At 55.8% G+C, this 19,108-nt stretch carries 18 protein-coding genes and 2 pseudogenes; 2 read left to right on the top strand and 18 right to left on the bottom strand.

The window, feature by feature from the left end:
• Window positions 1-128: 128 nt before the first annotated feature.
• The 8 genes and pseudogenes from ROLI_RS18435 to ROLI_RS18470 all read right to left on the bottom strand — a co-directional run bounded on the left by ROLI_RS18435 (window position 129) and on the right by ROLI_RS18470 (window position 5,802).
• Entirely contained in the window at window positions 129-506 is a 378-nt protein-coding gene (locus ROLI_RS18435) for an OB-fold nucleic acid binding domain-containing protein (RefSeq protein ID WP_262386676.1), read from the bottom strand.
• A gap of 193 nt (window positions 507-699) precedes the next feature.
• Window positions 700-984: a hypothetical protein gene (locus ROLI_RS18440; RefSeq protein ID WP_262386675.1), complete on the bottom strand. Its 285-nt coding sequence runs from the start codon at window positions 982-984 to the stop codon at window positions 700-702.
• A 164-nt stretch (window positions 985-1,148) separates the two neighbouring features.
• Window positions 1,149-1,391 (bottom strand): hypothetical protein, encoded by a 243-nt coding sequence (locus ROLI_RS18445; RefSeq protein ID WP_187431931.1) that lies wholly within the window; start codon window positions 1,389-1,391, stop codon window positions 1,149-1,151.
• A 145-nt stretch (window positions 1,392-1,536) separates the two neighbouring features.
• Complete coding sequence (locus ROLI_RS18450) at window positions 1,537-1,728, bottom strand: hypothetical protein (RefSeq protein ID WP_187431930.1); 192 nt, start codon at window positions 1,726-1,728, stop codon at window positions 1,537-1,539.
• Window positions 1,721-3,401: pseudogene (locus tag ROLI_RS18455) on the bottom strand (hydantoinase B/oxoprolinase family protein). Before ROLI_RS18455 ends, ROLI_RS18450 begins: the two are co-directional and overlap by 8 nt.
• A gap of 63 nt (window positions 3,402-3,464) precedes the next feature.
• Window positions 3,465-4,025 carry a hypothetical protein gene (locus tag ROLI_RS18460; RefSeq protein ID WP_187431929.1) on the bottom strand — a complete coding sequence of 187 codons (561 nt, stop codon included), beginning with the start codon at window positions 4,023-4,025 and terminating at the stop codon, window positions 3,465-3,467.
• A gap of 696 nt (window positions 4,026-4,721) precedes the next feature.
• Window positions 4,722-5,318, bottom strand: coding sequence for a uracil-DNA glycosylase family protein (locus ROLI_RS18465; RefSeq protein ID WP_187431928.1), 597 nt, complete (start codon window positions 5,316-5,318; stop codon window positions 4,722-4,724).
• A gap of 142 nt (window positions 5,319-5,460) precedes the next feature.
• Window positions 5,461-5,802: a hypothetical protein gene (locus ROLI_RS18470; RefSeq protein WP_187431927.1), complete on the bottom strand. Its 342-nt coding sequence runs from the start codon at window positions 5,800-5,802 to the stop codon at window positions 5,461-5,463.
• Window positions 5,803-6,040: 238 nt separating this feature from the next.
• Here ROLI_RS18470 and ROLI_RS18475 point away from each other — a divergent pair, with 238 nt between their 5' ends.
• On the top strand, window positions 6,041-6,253 hold the full coding sequence (locus ROLI_RS18475) for a transposase (RefSeq protein WP_187431548.1): 213 nt from the start codon (window positions 6,041-6,043) through the stop codon (window positions 6,251-6,253).
• A gap of 512 nt (window positions 6,254-6,765) precedes the next feature.
• On the opposite strand, the pseudogene ROLI_RS18480 reads toward ROLI_RS18475, so the two are convergent.
• From ROLI_RS18480 to ROLI_RS18520, 9 genes and pseudogenes are all read right to left on the bottom strand, one after another.
• A pseudogene (locus tag ROLI_RS18480) lies at window positions 6,766-7,459 on the bottom strand (IS3 family transposase); the annotation flags it as partial.
• Between the two features lie 33 nt (window positions 7,460-7,492).
• Entirely contained in the window at window positions 7,493-7,792 is a 300-nt protein-coding gene (locus tag ROLI_RS18485) for a uracil-DNA glycosylase family protein (RefSeq protein WP_187431646.1), read from the bottom strand.
• A 263-nt stretch (window positions 7,793-8,055) separates the two neighbouring features.
• A complete protein-coding gene (locus ROLI_RS18490; protein WP_187431647.1) occupies window positions 8,056-9,708 on the bottom strand; it encodes a Na/Pi cotransporter family protein in 1,653 nt (550 codons plus the stop codon).
• A gap of 28 nt (window positions 9,709-9,736) precedes the next feature.
• A complete protein-coding gene (locus ROLI_RS18495) occupies window positions 9,737-10,528 on the bottom strand; it encodes a phosphodiesterase (protein ID WP_187431648.1) in 792 nt (263 codons plus the stop codon).
• Window positions 10,525-11,334 carry a carbohydrate ABC transporter permease gene (locus ROLI_RS18500; protein WP_187431649.1) on the bottom strand — a complete coding sequence of 270 codons (810 nt, stop codon included), beginning with the start codon at window positions 11,332-11,334 and terminating at the stop codon, window positions 10,525-10,527. The genes ROLI_RS18495 and ROLI_RS18500 overlap by 4 nt, the downstream gene beginning before the upstream one ends.
• The gene (locus ROLI_RS18505; RefSeq protein WP_187431650.1) at window positions 11,331-12,224 is read right to left on the bottom strand and encodes a carbohydrate ABC transporter permease; all 894 of its coding nucleotides are present in this window, start codon (window positions 12,222-12,224) and stop codon (window positions 11,331-11,333) included. The genes ROLI_RS18500 and ROLI_RS18505 overlap by 4 nt, the downstream gene beginning before the upstream one ends.
• A gap of 63 nt (window positions 12,225-12,287) precedes the next feature.
• Window positions 12,288-13,556 carry an ABC transporter substrate-binding protein gene (locus ROLI_RS18510; RefSeq protein ID WP_187431651.1) on the bottom strand — a complete coding sequence of 423 codons (1,269 nt, stop codon included), beginning with the start codon at window positions 13,554-13,556 and terminating at the stop codon, window positions 12,288-12,290.
• Between the two features lie 49 nt (window positions 13,557-13,605).
• Window positions 13,606-14,631, bottom strand: coding sequence for an ABC transporter ATP-binding protein (locus ROLI_RS18515; protein ID WP_187431652.1), 1,026 nt, complete (start codon window positions 14,629-14,631; stop codon window positions 13,606-13,608).
• On the bottom strand, window positions 14,628-15,407 hold the full coding sequence (locus tag ROLI_RS18520; protein WP_187431653.1) for a DeoR/GlpR family DNA-binding transcription regulator: 780 nt from the start codon (window positions 15,405-15,407) through the stop codon (window positions 14,628-14,630). Before ROLI_RS18520 ends, ROLI_RS18515 begins: the two co-directional genes overlap by 4 nt.
• Window positions 15,408-15,651: 244 nt before the next feature.
• Here ROLI_RS18520 and ROLI_RS18525 point away from each other — a divergent pair, with 244 nt between their 5' ends.
• Entirely contained in the window at window positions 15,652-16,536 is an 885-nt protein-coding gene (locus ROLI_RS18525; RefSeq protein ID WP_187431654.1) for an HAD-IIA family hydrolase, read from the top strand.
• A 26-nt stretch (window positions 16,537-16,562) separates the two neighbouring features.
• Here ROLI_RS18525 and ROLI_RS18530 read toward each other — a convergent pair whose 3' ends face one another.
• Complete coding sequence (locus tag ROLI_RS18530; protein ID WP_187431655.1) at window positions 16,563-18,872, bottom strand: DUF6851 domain-containing protein; 2,310 nt, start codon at window positions 18,870-18,872, stop codon at window positions 16,563-16,565.
• Window positions 18,873-19,108: the final 236 nt, after the last annotated feature.

Below are 19,108 nucleotides of genomic sequence, written 5' to 3' on the forward strand. Positions count from 1 at the left end.
GAGGCTCTGGGGGACCTTTAAAACCAAAAGCGCAGTGGGATTTTTGACGCCAGCACTCAGCGGATAAATCGCGCGCTGTAACCCCGGTGCGGTTACTTCAAAAGGGGCACTCGTTGCAGACCCCACACTTAATGGAAATCACGGGACTTCGGGATCACGCGCACATCACGCGGGTGCCGGTGAGAGCTGCTTGGCAAGGCGCGCTTGACTTCATCGGTACGCGCCAGAGGCGGGACCATCGTGTCGTTCGATAGGTGTTCCAACGCGTCACTGCGGTCCGTAAGACAATGCACAACCACACGGATCACGTCCTCACTGCGCTGCACGATGCCACGCACATCAATGACGCGGGCCTGCATAATCACTTTGGGCCAGACCACCAGATTGGCGCTTTCCCCTTCGTCTTCGAGGGTTATGAAACAGACACCTTTCGCGCTGCCCGGACGTTGGCGGATCAGAACAATTCCCGCCAGTTTCACCGCCTGCTCATTGCGCATATGCGCCAAGGCCTCTGTTTGATCTATAGCCCTGTTTGGCCATGCTTTTTCGCAAGAAAGACATCGAATGCGCCTTGAGCGACAACCGCATCGTTTGGTTATCTGCAACAACATGCTCGCAGATGGGCATCTGTGGCAGATCAAAGGGCACTTCATCCCCCTCATGCTTTTTCTCCGCAAAAAGCGGTAAATTCGGCGCATCCTAAAGCGCGCGCCTGTCCCTGAGTGCCTGCCTGTGATCCAGCGTCATCGACCGCACCGCATCCGCTACCGCCAGTTTGCGCATTGATCCCGCGTCCAGCTTCGCGCGTCTTTTAAGATCGGCAAGATCGGTGAAGGGCGTGTTGCGGGCGGCAACAATAAGGTGGGCCTTATCCTGTCGCATACCGTCGATCTGCCGCAATCCCAGGCGAACTGCGAAGGTGCCAATGCTCAAAGGCTCCAACGTCGTGTCCCACTCACTATAATTCACATCAACCGCACGCATGATAACATCATGCTCACGTGCATCGCGTACAATCTGCGCGGGGCAAAAAACTCCATGGGCTGGGAATTCACCAGCCTTACGTGCCAAACGCACCAATAATATGGCTGAACAATCGGGCCGCGTGAATCCATAATGCGGCATGGAGCATACGATATTCGGACTGATCAAAAAAACACAGCAAGATAGCAGGCCAGCATAAGGTCGCGGTAGAGGCCGCTGACGGCCTCAAGAGCATAGCGCCGCGTGGCAAGCGCGCTCCTGTCGTAGCAAAACTCAAAAGCGGGATTGGTCGCGGCCATCAAGTCCCATACCCCTCCATCAACCAGATTGATGGACCCAAAAGCATCATCATCATTGTCGAACGGGTAGGCGTCCTTGACCGGCTCGGGCGCAATCAATTGCGTCACCGCCCCTGCCGTCTTTTATATGGCGTGGCCTTCGGCGGGACCATCAGCAAGGTCCTGATGATCCGCTAAATCCATACATCCAGAATTCGGAATTCGGAATTTTTGGATCCGGCTTGGGATCATCCTTGCCCCTTTGAACGATCAGTTATGGTACGAAATCCGCGGCGAACTGCGGGTGTTTCATGCGGTCGAGACGCGCTGGCGCATATAAGAATTGCTGTTCATGTTCGATGCGTGTACGCAGCCCAAGCTCTTTTTCGACAACCAGATGACCGCCGTCGACGTCCTTGTCAGCGGATAGGAACCGAGCCTTCACGCGGGTCCGGGGATCAGTCAATCTCTCCTTTCGTAACAGCATCCTGCACTGCTTTTATGTCTTTTGAAGATATGCCGTATGCGCGGGCTGCAGTCGCCGCTGAGATGTATCCAGGGCCAGGTCACGTAATACGTGTTCTTTTGGCCGCTCGCTGGGATCGCCGTAGCCAGCGCCCCCTGGGAAGGCCATCACAACTCTGCGCCCGAACTGTTTGCCCTTGCCGTTCATCGCACTGCGATCATCCCGGGCGATTGTTGTGCGCGCTCCGGCCATTCCACCGCGCCATCCGCGTACGGGATGATCAACGCGGTCAAACATCGCTTGGATATCGAACTCATACCCCTCCATCGCGCCGACCTCCATATATTGCCCCAAACCGCCGCGTGTCTTGCCAGCACCGCCGCTGTCAAGGCGCAGCTCTTTGCGCCAGATGATGACGGGACAGGCGTGTTCTGTCGCCTCGATTGGCATGGTCATCACACCCGATACACCCGATGGAAAGGCGGTCGCATTCAGCCCGTCGAACTCTGGCCGTGCACCCGAACCGCCGGAGTTGAAGGTCAGCACCTCAAACCGGCGGGCATCTGCGGACACCGGGGCATCGGCGCGCGGGCGCCGCCACACTTGAAAATTGTACAAACACCCCGCCCCTTCGGCTGGCACCAGACCCGGAACGATTTTGTCAAAGGCGGCATAGACCGCATCAGGAACCAAGTGACCCACGATATGGCGCAACGCAACCGGTGCGGGGTGCTGTGCGTTGACGATGGAATTGATGGGCGCTTCGATCTCGAAAAATGCCAGAGACGCCGGTTATTCGGGATCTCAGGCGCAATCGCGACTTTCAGCGCATAACAGACATAGGCCTTGGCATAGACCAGCGGGCAATTGATGCCTTTCTTGTCCAGACCAGATGAACCCGTGAAATCGGAACCGATGCGATCTTCATGGACAGTCACTTTGACCATCAGCGTGATTGGCGCATCAAAACTGTCGACGGTCATTTCGCCCTCTGCGGACATCTGCGGCAAGGCGGCAATCGCTTCAATCGCTTCAATCGTCGCACGACGAGAATGTTCGAGGATAAAATCGGCAATGCCATCCAGATGAGCGAGATCAAATTCTTGCATCATTTCAATCAGGCGGCGGTGGCCAATCTCATTGCATGTCGCCAGCGCATAGATGTCACCAATCAATTGATCAGGTTCGCGCACATTACCCCGGATGATCCGCGTCAATGTCGCATCCACCTCGCCTCTGTGAGCGAATTTCCTGATGGGGATGTAGAGCCCCTCTTCATAAACGCTATGCGCATCCGCACCAAAACCGCGCCCACCGATATCCACGACATGCGCGGTGCAGGCAAAAAATCCGACCAAAACGCCGTTGTGAAAAGACGGCGTTACCATCGTGATGTCATGAAGATGACCCGTGCCTTCCCATGGATCATTGGTGATATAGACGTCGCCCTCAAAAATGTTCTGACGTCCAATGCGGCGGATGAAATGGGCAATCGCATCCGCCATCGCATTGACATGGCCCGGTGTGCCGGTCACGGCCTAGGCCAGCATGTTGCCTTGGGTGTCATAAACGCCCGCGGATAAATCACCTGCTTCGCGCACCGACGTCGAAAAAGCCGTGCGCACCAAGGCCTGCGCCTGTTCTTCCACAACGGAGATCAAACGGTTCCACATGACCTGATATGCAACTATGCAACTATGCAACTTTTGAATGTTCTTGTGCCATATCTGTGCCTCCTATCCCCTTATCACAACGTCGATGCAGCCGTCAGGCTGACGGATCGCGTCGCGGCTTGAGGGAATGATAATTGTCGTCTCATCTTCGACCACCGCTGCCGGGCCGTGCACACGCTGACCCGTTTGCAGCGTCATTCTGTCGATGACATCGGCCTCAAGATATTGGCCCGCCGCCGCATCAAACAAGGACCGCTGCACTTGGCTGTGAGCGCGATCCGCGCCAATCGTGGGTTCGATCCGCGCCACGCTTTCTTTGGGCGTTGTCGCATTCACCGACCAGACGGTGATCTCGATATCCATCCCCGAAACCGTGCGCCCAAAGAGTTTGGCATAGTCTTCTTCAAACCTCGCTTTGAACGTCGCGGCATCGGGGTCCATTGCCTGATCATGGCTCAATTTAATCGGGATTTCCCACCCCTGACCAGAATAGCGCATGTAGACTTTGAACACTGACAGGATGTCCGCAGCCGCGTCACAGCTGCGCACAAAGCCTGTCGCCTCCACCTGAAGATCGGTCAGTAGCTTGCGAATGGCATCCGCATTGAAATCGCCTAACTTCATAAAAACAGAGCGGTTCGCCTCGAAGCTATAAGGTGCGCGCAGGAAGCCGATGGCTGAGCCGACAGCCGAATTGATGACGTCTTCATCTTTGAAGTTCCTTTCAAATCACAAGTCCAAGGACATCAAGATCGTTTCTTGCGGGTCCCTTTGAGAAACCTGTGCCGCCCGTAACAGAACTGAAATTTCTTATTTTCTCTATGCGTGGTTACTGTCCGTTATGTTCTGGGTCCTGCGGTTGTTTGGCTCGCACTCTGTGATGCATGCCTGACAAATCGTGCCATGCGTTTATCTTCAAAGCGAGCAAACACGACCAGCGCCATGGAGCTCGGGAGACCAAACGGTTCAAAACAGCGCCTAATCAGCTTTTTGGGCCACAGGTTTTCCCAGGATTGCACGGCCTGTGTCACGGTTTTCCGGCCCATTTCGGGCAAATGCCAATCGATGGCATAGCGCCCAATGATCAACGTCAATTCCACAGAGTCCAAACTGTACAAAATCTGGTCTCGCCAAGCCGGAGCACATTCACCGCGCGGCGGTAGATCGCCACTTTTCCCGGTGCCTGAAAAAAGCGGTTATGTAACATCCAAATTGTCCATATCTCCCCTAAGAGCATGATATATTTATCAAGTTTTTCGCATTCCAAAAATAGCCGTCTATAGACAGTTTCTCGTCAAAACCCGCTTTACGAAGCCTGTCTCAATTCTCCGAAAGTCCACTTAGGTTTTGCCTTACTCGTTCCCGAATTCTCGGAACGACATCCGTTTCAAACCAGGCGTTTTGCCGAAGCCACCGATTGTTTCTCGGACTGGGATGCGGCAGTACAAATATGCCGTCTCCGCAGGTAGAAGATTGTCGGACCGCTTCTGCGACCGTCTTCCCTCTAAGTTGAGGCAGGTGCCATGCGAGGGCATAAGCGCCCAGCACGAGAGTCAGCTCGACATTTTCGAGAGTTTGCAGAGTTCTTTTGCGCCATGTCGTTGCGCAAATTTTCGGCGGTGGATTGTCGCCCGTGGAGCCAGTTCCGGGAAAACAAAGCCCCATTGGGAAAATGCCGATCCGAGGGTCGTAATAAAACGCAGACTTGTCGATCCCCAGCCAATCTCGCAATCGATCTCCAGAAGGATCATCAAATGGGCAATTTTTCAAATGCGCAATTCGGCCAGGGGCCTGGCCAACAATCAGAATTTTTGCTCGCTCATCCAGTTGAAATATTGGGTTTGGACCAAGCGGCAAATCCTTACACAAGGTGCAGGCCTGCATCTGTAATTTGAGATTATGAAATTCCTGTTGCATCCAAACCTAACCACACAGCTAGCAGAACCTAAAAAAGAGAATTCTGTTCATAGTTCTTTTCACATAGAACTTAACCCTTGTCAGCAATGTGCTTTCGCAATCGTTTGTTGTCTTGAGCCAACCTTTCATGCGTTTCGATTGCTTACTGCAACGCGCGCTCGGCTTGTAGGGCCCTGATGTCTGCATGGCTTAACTGCAGTTCAGAACGTTCTAGATTCTTCTGCAAACTACGACATTCAGTTTTTGACTCTTCTAATAGTCCCGTCTTGTCGGGCTTATGCCGGGTGCCGGAAATAAACTGTTTGAGATCACTATACTTAGCTGTGTGAAGGGTTGAAAGTCCGCGCGATGTCTCCAGGGCGACCGTCGAATTGTTAAGCTTAAGTTTACCTTGTTTAACCTTCAACTTGAGCGCATCGTTTGTCGGATTCCCTGATCTCATCCGCTCAATCGCAGCCAAAAAATCTTGCCTAAAAATTTCCATTAAAAATGCTCCCCGTCAGTGATCTTCAATGTTGCCTTTGTCACCGGTTTTAAACTGAATCGTCAAAAGGCAGCGACACTACGATACCCCGTAGAAGTGACTCAGCTTGCTTTGTTCTGTCTTGAACAATGCGAAGTGACTCGGATTTCGAACCTTGAGCTAGCGCACTCTCAGAGGTTGTCGCAAGATTTCGGACCAGTCGTTAAGGTGGATTAATTTGTGAAAGAAGTGATCCCAAATGACGAAACGAAAGAATTATTCGCCCGATTTCAAAGCTAAGGTTGCGCTTGAAGCAATTCGCGAGGAGATGACGTTGGCGGAGCTGTCCAAGAAATATGGCATTCACCCGACGCAGATTGGGACATGGAAATGCGCGGCGATAGAGAACCTGGCGACGGCCTTTACGCGCCGAGGGTCCGTCGCTGAGCAGGTGCAGCCCCAGAACAGGTGAGCATTGCGGACGTCGACAAGTTGCATTCTGTCAACCGGCAGGTGATTGCCTGCAATCACTGAGAGGGGAAGATCGGCCAGCTGGTGGTGGAGCGGGATTTTTTGGCCCCCTCCCGGCAGCATGCTGCGCATGCGCCTGTCGGGCAGTGGATGCCTCGCATCAGTTGCTCGGGACGCGAGGCAAAAATGGTGAGTAAGGAGCACAAGCTGAGTGTACGCCGTCAATGCAAGCTGCTGACGCTGACCCGATCCCACTTGTACTATGAACCGAAGGGGGAGAGCGCTGAGAACCTACGGTTCATGGAAATCATTCACTGCCCGGCAGGGTTATCCCCCATTCGTAAGACCAGTAATACTTGCAGCCGAGAAAGGGAAAACGCGTGTTGCTTGTAAAAAGAGTCGATTGGATTCAGCAATTTTCTGCCAATTTCTGAAGAGAGCTGCAGCAACCTTGCCCTGATCCCCAAGTCTCATCCGGCTTTGCGCGGAATCCTTTGGGTTAGATCTTTGGCGTTAGGCGGCCATTTTGTCCATCGCCTTTCTGTGCGAGAATTCCATCGGGGTCAGGTTTCCCGAGCCTGAATGTGGTCTTTGCCAGTTGTAATCCTCCTGCCATTCCTCGAGCGTTTTGCGAGCATCGCCTAAAGCACCAAACAGCGTTTCGTTGAGGCATTCATCCACTGCCCGGCAGTGCATGTTTACATGCACGAGAGGGGCGCAGCTTGCCGTTGAAGCTTTCAATGAAACCGTTCTGCCGGGGCCTTCCGGGCGCGATGTAGTGCCAGTCAATGCCGGTATCCTGAACCCATTTGAGAGGATCGCCATGCTGGTGAACTCGGTACCGTTGTCCGATACAATCGTCGTTGGCATGCCGCGTTCAGTAATGATCTGATCCAGTTCACGCGCGACCGTTGACCAGACAGCGACGTGTCGGCCACCAGCACCAAGTTCTCGCGGCTGAAGCCATCGACAACTGCCAAAATGCGAAACCGACGTCCATCTGTCAGCGCGTCAGACACGAAATCCAACGACCAATGCTGGTTCGGTCCGTTGGGCAATACATTGGCTTCCTCGTTCCCAACGCGCGCTTCCTGCCACCCCTGCGACACACCTGAAGCTTCTCTTCACGATAGATGCGCCGCACTTTCTTGTGGTTCACCTCAAAGCCCTCCCGCGCAATCATCACGTGGATGCGGCGGCACCCAAACAAAAAGGTCAGTTGGGGACTGTTGGTACGGCACTAGTGTATAGACAGTTTCGACATGAGATAACAGAACCCCATCGGCACAATGGCAAGCTTTTGTGCATCGTAAAATACGTCACGCCCGACCCCCATCCATGATCGCAACCGGTCACCAGATGGGTCATCAAATGGAATTCCCTTGTTATGTGTCATGCGACCCGGAGCTTGGCCAACGATCAACAGTTTCGCCGCTGAACTGAATTGAAGGATCGGCCGCCGCCCCAAGGGTAAATCGCGGCATATCTGACAGCCCCGAACCGCGTGAAGCAAGTCAGCCGAATTGAGTGTGTCGGTCATAATGCCATCCAGATCGAAGGGATCACCAGCATGCGACGGCCCGGTGCCGTTTTGCAAATCACTTTGGAGTTTGGAGTGTCTTCTTGCTTGTGTGGTCCAACGACCACAAACACCATCAATCCAAGAAATAAATCACAGCAGAATTCTATTCCGGTGAGCCCGCAGCGATGCGCCAAAACACCAGCCTCTTCCCCGCGCTTTAGCCAACAAACAATGGCATTTCGCGCATTCCAATCGCTACGGACTGCTCAAAGGCTGCGGTTCTAGACCAATCGACTTTTCAACAGATCGCCAGATTTCAACAAAATCGGGTAGCCCACCATCGAAAACGCCGTGTTGACCTGTTTCAAGGCGCGCAGCGTTTCTTGGTGGATATTGCTGGTTTCAATGCTCTCGGCCAGCCCCTCGCGCAGACGTCCGATGTGATTGCGTTGCAGCTTTTGCTCAACTTTACGCACCTTTTCCTTGGCAGCGACCAGCTCGCGGGCTTCTGCGGGGTTCTGGTTCATCATGACATTCAAGGCCAGTTGCACGTTGCTTTGAACCTGATCCGAGAAATCGGCGATTTCGGCGCGGCCCTGGGCGGAGAATTGCAGCTTTTGTGTATCCAGCCGTTTGGCCAGTTCCAGCATGATGCGCGCGATGGCGTCGGATCCGGAATCCAGGCTGGAGGAGATCGAGGCGAGGTCCATGGAGCGGCGGCCAAGCTCTTCATCCAGCCCGTTTTGCCCCAGCCGCGCCAGATAGAGTTTCACATCAAGATGCATCTTCTTGATCGCGCTATCCTCCTCCCGGATTGATTTGGCGGCCTGCGCGTTCCATTGATCATAAAGCGGTTCCACCGTCACCAGCATGTGCTCGATCTTCTGCCCCATGCCCAGCAGTTCACGTGCGGCGCAGTCCAGAGCGCGCTGGGGCCGGTCAAGCGCCGATGTATCCAAAGCGGTGACGGTCACCAGCGGCGTTTCATTTGCGACTTTATCTGGCATGAGGTGGGTCAGAACTTTGGTCAGCACCCCGACAAAGGGAAGTGCGATAACGGCCAAGGCCAGGTTGAACACAAGATGCAGATTGATTGCCTGTCGTGCCGGGGTTGCGCCCAAACGGTCCAGCAGTTCGGGGAGTGTCGATATGAGGAAACTCGCCAAAATGGCACCGCCACCGCGCAACGCCAGATTGGCCACAATCATCCGGCGCGCGTCCACCGGTGCCGATAGCGTCAAAATATACGCAATGCAGGCCCCGCCCAGATTGGCCCCAAGGATCATGGCCGCAGCAGCAGGTGTGGGCAAAACCGCCTGTGCGGCCAAGGTTACGAACAACAACACAGCCGCCACGCTGGAATGCACAACCCATGCAAACCCGGCGCCCAAGATGAAAGCCGTCACCAGATCGCGCCCGAGATAGGCCATGACGGTCTGTGTCCCCGGACTGGCCACCAGGGGCCCCGTGGCCGCACGGATCATGTCCAGCGATACGAAAATAAGGGCAAGCCCGATCAGAATGCGACCGACCTGGCGCGTATTGCCGCTGCCCCGCTGAAAAATCACAACACCGATCAACAGCAAAAGCGGGATCAGAATGGGCTGGCGCACCATCAAAAGCTGCGTCACCACGGCGGAACCGACATCCGCGCCAAGAAGGATCGCAAGCCCCACAGCCGTAACGAGCCCGCCCTTAGCCACAAAGTTGGATACTAAAACGGCAACGGCGGTCGAGCTTTGCAGGAAGACCGCCGCCCCCATGCCACTCGCGGCCGCAAGCAAACGATTCTTGCTGGAGTGGCGCAACCAGAAGCGCAGGGGCACCGCAAAACCGCGCTCAACCCCGGTGCGCACCAGCCGGACCGCCCAGATCAGCAGGGCTGCGGCACCGGCGATCTGGATCAGGAATTGAATGGGGTGGGGGTCTTCCACGGGCCGCGCTTTCTATCTCAGGATCGGATCAGAATGGAAATGGGCCGGGACCTGCGTCCGGTCCGATCCTTATGGTTTGAAATCCTGCGTCCCATTTATGCAAAAGGCAACCATCCTCCAACGCCATAAAACCGACCGGTGCATCAGGGCGTTGATCAAAGGCAATTGTGCTGCAAGGGGAGGGCGCGGAAATGGCGATATGGCCGCCGACATCCGCCACCATCATCGTATGGATGTGCCCACAGATAATGCGCATCGGACCTATGTGGTTGGAGACAAGGTCGCAGAAGGCATCACGGTTCGCGAGGCCGATTTCATCCATGAAACCCATACCCGACAGGAAGGGGGGGTGGTGCAAGGCCAGCAGGATCGGGGCATTCGCCGCCTTGACCAATTCCGCCTCCAGAAAGGCCAGCGAGGTGGCATCAAGCGTGCCTGTGCTGGAGCCTTCGACCAGCGTATCCAGGCCGATCACGGTCAAAGCCCCCATGTGTCGCACCCAATTCAACGGACCCTTGGGCGCAAACTGCTCGGGAAAGGCCACGCGCATCGGTTCGCGGGCATCGTGATTGCCCGGTATTACCAGCAGCGGCACATCAAGAGGAGCGATCAGCGCCTTGAACCGCGCATAGCTCTCGGGTTTGCCATCATCGCTCACATCACCACTGACCACCACGGCGTCAAGCGGCCCGATCTGATGCCGGATCGACTGGATCCGGTCGAGCAAACGCATGAGTGCAGCGTCCGTTTCCAAGCGGTTTGAAACAAGCGCGCCTTCGCGCACGATATGGGTATCAGTGATCTGAAGGATGGCGCTCATTTGATCCCCGCGCGTAAAAAGGCCTGCACGAATTGGCGCTGGAAGATCAGGAAAGCCAACAGGAGCGGGGCGACCGACATCAGGGTGGCGGCTGAAATGACGCTGATGTCCACGCCGTTTTCAGGCGCGCCAAAGATCGACAGGCCCACCGTCAGGGGCCGTGTTTCCGGTGAATTGGTCACGATCAGCGGCCAGAGGAAGTTGTTCCAATGGGTGGAGACCGACACCAGCGCATAGGCGAGATAGGTCGGTTTGGCCAAGGGGACATAGACGCGCCAGAGGATGCCGAGCAAGCCGCACCCCTCGATCCGCGCGGCCTCGTGCAGCTCAATCGGCACGCCCTTGAAGGCCTGACGCATCAGGAAAATCCCAAAGGCGGAGGCCATATAGGGCATGCCCACCCCGAGGATCGTGTCAAACAACCCCAGCCGCGAGACCATCGCATAGTTCTCCACGATCAGGACTTCAGGCAGGATGAACAGTTGCATCAACACCAGAATGAACACGAAATCCTTGCCGCGAAAATTCAGTTGCGCAAAGGCGAAACCGGCCAGGGTGGTCAGGAAAAACTGACCGATCAGGATCACCGTGACCAGCATGAAGGTATTGATGAAATACTTCAGCCAGGGCGCGCCGGCCCAGGCCACACGGAAATTATCCAGCGTCCAGGGCGAGAGCAGGTTGAGGTTTACCGCATCCGATGTGGAATGGGTCGCGGCCCAAAAAGCAAACAGCAAGGGCGCGATCCAGATCACGGCCAGAAGGATCGCCCCAAAGCTGTCCATGAATTTGCTGAGGCCCCTCATTGGTAATGCGTCCTTTTATCAAGGTAGCTGAATTTCACAGCCGCCACGATGGCAAGCACCGCGATCACCATAATCGTCATGGCGGCGGCCTGAGGTGCGTCAAAAAAGGCAAAGGCCATTTCCCAGATGTAATAGAGCAGCAGTTTGGAGGCATCCGACGGGCCGCCCTTGGTCAGGATGAACAGATGGTCGATGAGTTTCACCGAATTGATCAGGGCGTTGACGGCAATGAATAATGTGGTCGGCATCAGGAGCGGCAAAACGATGCGGCGGGTGTATGTCCAGCGGCTGGCACCTTCGATGTCGGCGGCTTCCTTGAGGTCTTCGGGGATCGTCTGGAGGGCGGCGAGGTAGAAGATCATGAAGAACCCCGCCTCTTTCCAGATGGTCACGATGATGATCGCCCAGAGCGCGGTTTCCGGCTGGCCCAGCCAGTTCACCGACGGCAGGCCAAAGAGCGAGCCGATCTGATCCAGCACGCCCAAACCCGGCGTGTAAAAGAACAACCACAGGTTGGCGGCCGCGATCATCGGCAGGACGGTCGGCGTGAAATAGGCGGTGCGCACAAAGCCGCGCGCGGAAATCTTGCCATTCGCCCAAAGCGCCATCGCCAGGGCAATACCGATGGAGACGGGGATCGTGACGCCCGCATAAAGGAGGTTGTTTTTGACCACGATCCAGAAGGTCGGATCGGCAAAGAGGTCCGTGTAATTTTCCGTGCCGACGAATTCGACCGGATTGCGCCGTGTGCCCCGCGAAAACAGGCTGGACCACAGGGTCGCCATCGTCGGATAGAACGCAAAGACCGACAACAACACAAGCGCCGGGGACAGTAACAACCAGCCGTAAATGGCCTGCCTGCGGCGTTCAAGATTGGCATGGGCTGACATGGCGTCTCTCCGGGTTGCAAAAGGATTGGGCCGACGCGATTACGCACCGGCCCAAGCAGGCGTTTATTGGTAATCAGACAGCAAGCGCACCGCAGCGGCCTGTGCCTCGGAGAGCGCATCAGCGGGCTCCTTGGCCCCGGTCAGCGCGGATTGGATCGCATTGTTCAGACCATCGCGCACACGTGCGGTCTCAAAGGTCGAAAACTCCGCGACGGCGTTTTCCAACTGGTTGCGCGCGACCAAAGCGGGCGGGAATTCCGCGACATAGGCCTTCAGCGCTTCGGTTTCATAGGCGGCCGGTGAAACTCCCATATAACCCGTGGCGATGGACCATGCGGCGGCCTGTTCCGGTGCCGTCATGAATTGCATCAGCTTGAGCGCTGCGGCGCGTTCTTCATCCGTCGTGTCCTTGAACAGATAGAAATTACCCCCACCCGTTGGCGATCCAAGACGCACATTCGCGGGCAGTTCAGCGACACCAAAGTCAAATTCCGCGCCGTTTTTCACGGCCGTCAGGTTGCCGGTGGAATGCCACATCATCGCGGTCTGACCTTCAAGGAACGCCTGGCGCAGGGTGCCCCATTCAACCGTGCCCGTCGGCATGATGCCATGTTCGCCCGACAGGGATTTCCAGAATTCCAGCGTCTCGATCACGGTTGGATCATCAAAATAGGTCGTCAAACCATCACCGGACATCACCTCCTTGCCGTTCTGGATCGCCAGCGCCTGGAACATCCAATAGGGGTATCCGGTGGAGGGGATCATCAGACCATAGGTGTCGTCCTTGGTCAGCGCTTTGCCCATCTCGATCATCTCGTCCCAGGTCTTTGGCGGGGCTTCAGGATCAAGGCCAGCGGCGCGGAACAAATCCTTGTTGTAATAGGCAACGATGGTGGAGCGCTGAAACGGGATACCCCACGTCTGGCCCTCGATCTTGCCGTTCGCCATCAGCGCGGGGTAAAAACCATCCAGCCATGCCTTGTCGGCGTCTGTGGTCGCAACCTCTTCAAAAGGAACGATCAATTCCTGTTCGATCAAATCATAAGCGTCGATGGAAAACATCACCGCCAATTGCGCGGCTTCACCGGATGCAAGCGCGGAAAGCGCGCGCACGCGCGTGTCATCATAATTGCCCGAATAGATCGCCGTGACGTTGATATCTGGGTTTTCGGCCTCAAAATCCGCGACGATTCCGTCCACGACTTCGGTCAATGACCCCCCGACTGCAATCGGGTAGTACATCGTCAATTCGGTTTCAGCGCTGGCCGTGGTGAAAAGCCCGGCGGCCATCGCGCTCACAAGCCCGAGTGCGGTTGTCGAAAAATGTTTCATGGTGTTTCTCCCTAGGTTTTCAGTAGTGTTTTTCTAACTGTCGCGTATTTCAGATTTGCGACGGCATCCTGTGACCTGCCGCGTCAAAAACATGCAGGCTGTCATCGTGAAAATTGATGTCGACGGCTTGCCCCTCCGGCATCATCGCCATGCCGGGTTTCAGCACGCAAAGCCCGCTCGCGTGTTCATGCCCCAGCCCGATCAAGGTCTCGGAACCCAGAAATTCGCTTTCCGTAACCGTGCAGCTCATGCGGCCCGCGCCCTCAGCGACGATTTCGATGTTCTCGGCCCGGATGCCCAGCCTTTGCGCATCGCCGAAACCCGCCAGACCGGAACCATTAATCAATGCCATCGGCGGCGCGCCGACAAATTCAGCGACAAAGGTATTGTTGGGCTTATTATAGAGATCCTCGGGCGGGCCGACCTGCTGAATATGTCCGTCCTTCATGAGGACAACCGTATCCGCCATGCTCATCGCTTCGGTCTGATCGTGGGTCACATAAACCACGGTGATCCCCAAATCGCGTTGCAGTTTCTTGATGTCCTTACGCACCGAATTACGCAGCTTGGCGTCCAGATTGGACAGCGGTTCATCCATCAGACACAGGCGTTGCCCCGCAACAATCGCGCGCGCCAAGGCCACACGTTGACGTTGCCCGCCCGACAATTCGCCGGGTTTGCGGTCTTCATAGCCTAACAATCCGGTAATTTCCAAAGCGCGGTGCAGCTTTTTCTGGCGCTCGGGTTTGGCCACGCGCCGCACCTTCAAGCCAAACACCACGTTTTCCGCCACCGACAAATGCGGAAAAAGCGCATAGGATTGAAACACCATCGACAGGTTGCGATCCGAGGCCGCACTGGTCGTCACATCCCGCCCGTCGATGAAAATCTGGCCCTCATCGGGCAGCTCCAGCCCGGCCAGCAACCGCAGCGTCGTGGATTTTCCACAGCCCGATGGGCCCAGCAATGCGGTGAAGCTGCCCTCGGGGATTTCGAGCGAAATACCCTCCACCCCAAGCTGGCCATTCCAGCGCTTGGCCACGCCTTTCATTGCGACAAAAGAGGATGACGTCATTTAGCTTCTCCTGTTGCTATCAGCAGCTTGTCTTTGATTTTTTTCATTAATGGCGCGAAAGCTGGGGGCGGATAACGGTCAATAATGACCATATCAATATCGGCAATATTATCGCCAACTGCAGGCGCAGGGCGTCCAAACTTTGACCCATCCGCCACCAGCACGGATGTCTGTGCGTTTTCGCAAATCTTTTGCGTCGCGCGCACCTCAGTGGTGTGAAAGTCCAGCAAACACCCGTCTTCAGCGATGCCCGCCGCGCCAAAAATGGCGAAATCAGCCCGGAAGCGCCCGAAAAAATCAAGAACCTCATTGCCCAGGATATCACGATCCGGCAACCGTAATTCACCGCCAGGCAGGAGAATCCGGTTAGACACCTCTTCACTCAACGCCATGGCGACACTCAGATTATTTGTGATGACGGTCAGCCCTTTGCGGCGACGCAGCGCATGCGCAACACTCAGCGGCGTGGACCCGATTGAGATAAACAACGTGGCACCATCCGGGATCAGGCGTGTCGCGGCCGCACCAATGGCGCGTTTTCCCAGCAGGTTCGTCCCGGCACGCTGATCGAACGGCGTGTTCAGGAACTCTTCGCTCAGCTCAATGCGGCCATGCACACGGTGAAGCATATCGCCATCACAGAGCGCATCCACATCGCGCCGGATCGTCTGCATTGAAACGTCAAAGCGTTCGGCGAGTGATCCCACAGTCACAGAGCCCTGCTCTATGACAAGAGATGAAATTGCCTCTCTCCGCCTGGCTTTCTTGGAAGACATCTCAACCCCACCTCAGTCGATGACATAGATTAGACCTTAAAAAGCAACAAAACAACATTTTAATGCAACATTCTAAATATTATATTTAATGCTTTGGTATGTAATAATAAATCTGCATAAACTGACTATGCATTGGCCTAAAGTTTACCAGAAAGCGGTTTTTTGTTGTTTTGCCTTCCCCTTTCGACAATTTTCCGTAAGGTAAACGCTGGGCGCTTTTGCCAATCATGTTGGTCGGGAAATCATGCAGACAACACAGTCAATCTTTAACCGTTATGAAGAGGTGAAGGGTCGACTGCCCAAAGCTGTGTCACGATCAACGACCGTGGACATTGCGTCATTGCTCGATATCGCAGAACAGATCGATGCCTTCGTTTTCGATGCGTTTGGCGTCTTGAACGTAGGGGAAACGTTGATCCCCGGTGCCGATCGACGCCTTGATCAACTGCGCGAGCGGGGCTGTGCCATTCGGATCCTGACGAATGCTGCGAGCTATGACCGCGACGGGGCCATTGCAAAGTTCAAACGTCTGGGGCTGAGCGTGGACGATGATGAGATCATCACCAGCCGCGAAGCGGCGCTGCTGCACGTCGCGGACGGGCATTGGGGCGTCATCGCAGCAAGATCCGACAATTTGAACGATCTCCCTGCCCCGGCCAGCCGCCTCGAGGAGGCCCCCGAGATATACCAGAGCGTGGATCATTTCCTGTTTCTATCGACCGCAGATTGGACGCCGGCGCGCCAAGACCTTCTGATGGCAGCGATGCAGGCCCGTCCACGACCCCTGTTGATCGGCAATGCCGACCTCGCAGCACCGCGAGACGACGGATTTTCGATAGAACCCGGCCACTATGGGCACCTCATTGCGGACCGCTTTCCGGATCACGTTCGCTTCTTTGGCAAACCCTTTCCCGAAGTCTACGATCTCATCGAAACCTCCCTGCCCGACGTCGCGCCACAACGCATCGCAATGTGTGGTGACACGCTGCACACTGATATTCTGGGGGCCGCGGCGCGTGAATGGCGAACCGTCCTTGTGACGCAGGACGGTCTATTTGCCGGGCATGATACCAACAGGTTCTGCGTTCAATCCAATCTGTTTGCCGACTGGCGCCTGGGTCGTATTTAGACACCCCGACGGTCCGGCCCCTGGCCCTAGATCAAAAACGCATCGTGGAATTCGATGGTCGCCCCAAGGAGCGCAGCCTCTGAGTTGATGTGATTGAATTGGGCGATCTCCTGGTTATCAACGGCCAGGATCACCGTCTTGGCCAATTCGACAAATGACAACGTGGCACCCGCAGCAAAACCCTTGAGAAGGACATGGTCCGTCTGCGCATCGAAATCCAAAATAATGTCCCGCCCAGTGTCGCCAAAGGCAAAAACAAACGTGTCCTCGCCCTCACCGCCTTTTAGCCTGTCAACACCGTCTCCTCCCATCAGCAGGTCATCACCTTCGCCGCCGTAAAGTAGGTCATTTCCATCACCGCCCATCAGCTTGTCATCGCCCAGTCCGGCGAACAGCTTGTCATAGCCATTTCCACCCTCCAGGTGATCATCGCCACGGTCGCCGTTCAGTCGGTCATCGCCTTCACCCCCGCGCAGTGTATCATCGTCCCGGTTGCCAAAGAGCTCATCATCACCGAGCCCGCCTTCGATCAAATCGTCACCCCGCCCGCCGCGCGCCACATCATCCCCGGCACCGCCCAGCAGCGTATCGTCGTCGCGCTCGCCGAACAGCAGATCGTCGCCCGCCCCGCCCTCAAGCCGGTCATCACCGCGGCCCCCGCGCAGCGTGTCATCGCCCTGCCCGCCTTCCAGGGTGTCGTCACCGCGATGACCCTTGATCAGATCATCACCCGATCCCCCCTCAACGATGTCATTGCCGCGCCTGCCATTGACGACATCATCGCCCGCGCCCGCAATAATCAGCCCGCCATCGTCCCCCGCGATGATGGTGTCATCCCCACCGCGGGTAAAAAGTGCCTCCCATCGCACCTCCGCATTGGCGGCGACCTCCTTGCCAACCTGCAATCCATTGAGGTTTCCGTCCTGAATGTGGATGCCCCCAAAGAGACGCGAAATACCGGCCTCCTCTGCGGCCTCCGTCAGGGTATCCCATTGCAACACAACGGGCAGGCCGGATCCGAAGCCCTCAAACGCCAGCTTGTTTGTCTCAAAGCGGCCCAAAAGGTCGATCCCGGCAACCGCATCCAGATCATAGTTGCTCAGCGTGGTGCCGTCGTAATAGGTGTCAGACCCCACAAAGCTGGCGATGGTTTTGGCCGCCGCCATCGAGAAAGTCGAATGTCCCGAGACGTATTCCGGAAACGGCGGCGTCACAAAGGTAACGTTCTGATAGGGTTGCCAGTCCTGTGCCAGAATTTGCTGGGTGCCCTGATTGACACCGCCCCAGGCCTCAATGGTTTCACCGTAAAACAGATCGCGGATCGCGGATTGAGGGCGCACATAGTCAAAGACATATTTCGCTTCCCAGGTGGCAATCCCGGCATCAAAAACGGCGGCATTCAGCGCGAAAAACATCTTTGCGTCCTCATCGATGCCATGGCCTTCGCGCAGCGCAATATCCTGTGCAATCTGGTTCCAGTGACCGGGAGGCGATTCCGTGCGCGGCCCATCAGCCCAAAGCTCAGCCACAACTTTCTGCTCATTCGTCAGATTGGCGGATAATGCGATCACATTTGCGATCTGGTCGCGGTAGGCCTGATCATTGGTCGTGACTTTGCCGGTTCCATCAACATAGGCCGAAAAATCACCCAGTTGGGGCGGTGCATCCGGGCGGAATTGATCATTTGAGGCCAATGCAAAACTATCGACCCCGCCCCAATGGGGCGTCAGTGCGATTTGATCGACATAGCTTGCGGGATCATCATTATCGATAATGGGGATGCCATTTGCGTCCGTGACCGTGCCGGTCGGCACTCGCAGCGGTTGCCACAGGTTTGGGTTGAAGTTCTCGCCCCCCGGCGCCCCGGCTGAACCGGGTTCGGCTGTATTGACGGGCGTATATCCGGTCGTATCGGCAAAGTCATTTTCCGCGTTCGATCCGTCATTTTTACGCGCGGCGAAAACGTTCTGCGCGGCCAGCGTGCCCAAGCCTGCGCCAGTGTTGGCATTGGTTGACGCATCCGCGGGATCGTACCCCAGTTTGGTCATGAATCCGTCGAAAAGGGAGAGCTGATCCGGAAATATCTCTGACAATGCGGCATAGGCAGCAAAGCTCACCGCTTCCGCCTTATTGGCCTGCGTGTTGGTGAGTGTGGTCGTGATTTCTGAGTAATGACCGTAGGCCTTATCCGCAATCGCCGCCCAGGCGTCATAGATTGCCGAGCTGGCAAGATGCAGCTGATATGTCGTCTCTGTGGGCTTCGCACTGCCTTCGCGGATCGCTTCGAGGGTGATTTCATTCCATTGCGCAACAATAGACTGCTGTTGAATAGCCATCGTAAAATCTCCAGTAAAATCAGTTTTTTAAATCAATTCAACGCACATAAAATCTGTACGCATGTATCATAGTAGCCGATGTGCCCTGCATTCCCTACTATTTTTGCGATGTTGAGCCTTGACGCAGCATTCCTGTCCGCGCGAGGCGTCGATCACAATCGGTCTATGACCTCTGTGCGTATGCCCTTTTACATCACAAGGCCCGGAACCTTCGTTTGACGTCAAACACCATCAAC

The sequence above is a fragment of the Roseobacter fucihabitans genome, from assembly GCF_014337925.2.
Lineage (GTDB): Bacteria > Pseudomonadota > Alphaproteobacteria > Rhodobacterales > Rhodobacteraceae > Roseobacter > Roseobacter fucihabitans.

What these genes read in the sequence shown, in the direction of transcription:
- ROLI_RS18440 (WP_262386675.1), bottom strand. Translation starts at nt 984, where the DNA reads ATGCGTGCGGTTGATGTGAATTATAGTGAGTGGGACACGACGTTGGAG.
- ROLI_RS18460 (WP_187431929.1), bottom strand. Translation starts at nt 4,025, where the DNA reads ATGAAGTTAGGCGATTTCAATGCGGATGCCATTCGCAAGCTACTGACC.
- ROLI_RS18465 (WP_187431928.1), bottom strand. Translation starts at nt 5,318, where the DNA reads ATGCAACAGGAATTTCATAATCTCAAATTACAGATGCAGGCCTGCACC.
- ROLI_RS18470 (WP_187431927.1), bottom strand. Translation starts at nt 5,802, where the DNA reads ATGGAAATTTTTAGGCAAGATTTTTTGGCTGCGATTGAGCGGATGAGA.
- ROLI_RS18475 (WP_187431548.1), top strand. Translation starts at nt 6,041, where the DNA reads ATGACGAAACGAAAGAATTATTCGCCCGATTTCAAAGCTAAGGTTGCG.
- ROLI_RS18485 (WP_187431646.1), bottom strand. Translation starts at nt 7,792, where the DNA reads ATGACCGACACACTCAATTCGGCTGACTTGCTTCACGCGGTTCGGGGC.
- ROLI_RS18495 (WP_187431648.1), bottom strand. Translation starts at nt 10,528, where the DNA reads ATGAGCGCCATCCTTCAGATCACTGATACCCATATCGTGCGCGAAGGC.
- ROLI_RS18500 (WP_187431649.1), bottom strand. Translation starts at nt 11,334, where the DNA reads ATGAGGGGCCTCAGCAAATTCATGGACAGCTTTGGGGCGATCCTTCTG.
- ROLI_RS18505 (WP_187431650.1), bottom strand. Translation starts at nt 12,224, where the DNA reads ATGTCAGCCCATGCCAATCTTGAACGCCGCAGGCAGGCCATTTACGGC.
- ROLI_RS18510 (WP_187431651.1), bottom strand. Translation starts at nt 13,556, where the DNA reads ATGAAACATTTTTCGACAACCGCACTCGGGCTTGTGAGCGCGATGGCC.
- ROLI_RS18515 (WP_187431652.1), bottom strand. Translation starts at nt 14,631, where the DNA reads ATGACGTCATCCTCTTTTGTCGCAATGAAAGGCGTGGCCAAGCGCTGG.
- ROLI_RS18520 (WP_187431653.1), bottom strand. Translation starts at nt 15,407, where the DNA reads ATGTCTTCCAAGAAAGCCAGGCGGAGAGAGGCAATTTCATCTCTTGTC.
- ROLI_RS18525 (WP_187431654.1), top strand. Translation starts at nt 15,652, where the DNA reads ATGCAGACAACACAGTCAATCTTTAACCGTTATGAAGAGGTGAAGGGT.
- ROLI_RS18530 (WP_187431655.1), bottom strand. Translation starts at nt 18,872, where the DNA reads ATGGCTATTCAACAGCAGTCTATTGTTGCGCAATGGAATGAAATCACC.